This window comes from Streptomyces pratensis, from assembly GCF_037137275.1.
GTDB lineage: Bacteria > Actinomycetota > Actinomycetes > Streptomycetales > Streptomycetaceae > Streptomyces > Streptomyces pratensis_B.
In genome coordinates, this window is the sequence record NZ_JBBBEN010000001.1 from 1 (window position 1) to 241 (window position 241).

Here is a 241-nt window from a genome sequence, read left to right on the forward strand (position 1 = left end):
CCGACGGTGACCAGCAGGACGGCGGCGGTCCTGACGCCGACGCCGGGCATCGACGTCAGGACCGGGGAAAGAGGGTGGGCCTCCAGCAGGGTACTGATCTGGGTTTCCAGGGCCCGGCGCTGAGTGTGGACGGCAGCCAGGGAGGCGGCCAGGGAGGGGATGACGATGTCGAGGGTGCCGGTGCCGGGGACGACGACGGTCTGTTCGTCGAGGGCGTCGAAGACGTCGTCGATGAGCCGGG

At 70.5% G+C, this 241-nt stretch carries 1 pseudogene; it reads right to left on the bottom strand.

Features of this window, described 5'->3' with window-relative positions:
* Nucleotides 1-241 (bottom strand): annotated as a pseudogene (locus V9U70_RS00005) (IS110 family transposase); the annotation flags it as partial.